The organism is Staphylococcus sp. HMSC061G12 (assembly GCF_001838465.1).
Lineage (GTDB): Bacteria > Bacillota > Bacilli > Staphylococcales > Staphylococcaceae > Staphylococcus > Staphylococcus simulans.
On record NZ_KV837185.1, the window covers coordinates 1 to 218 of the forward strand.

A 218-nucleotide genomic window follows, 5' to 3' on the forward strand; every position below is an offset into this window, starting at 1 on the left:
TGAGTCTATGGAAAACTACATCAAACGTCTACGTGATTTGGAAGAAATTGCCAAGAGCTTCGATGGCGTTCAAAACAGCTATGCCTTGCAAGCTGGACGCGAAATTCGTATCATGGTGCAACCAAATAAAATTTCCGATGATGAGGTAACAATCATCGCACACAAAGTTCGTGAAAAAATTGAAAATAACCTTGAGTACCCTGGTAATATTAAAGTTA

Annotated in this window: 1 pseudogene; it reads left to right on the forward strand. The window is 38.5% G+C overall.

From position 1 onward, the window contains the following. Positions 1-218, forward strand: a pseudogene (locus HMPREF2937_RS13180) (ribonuclease Y); the annotation flags it as partial.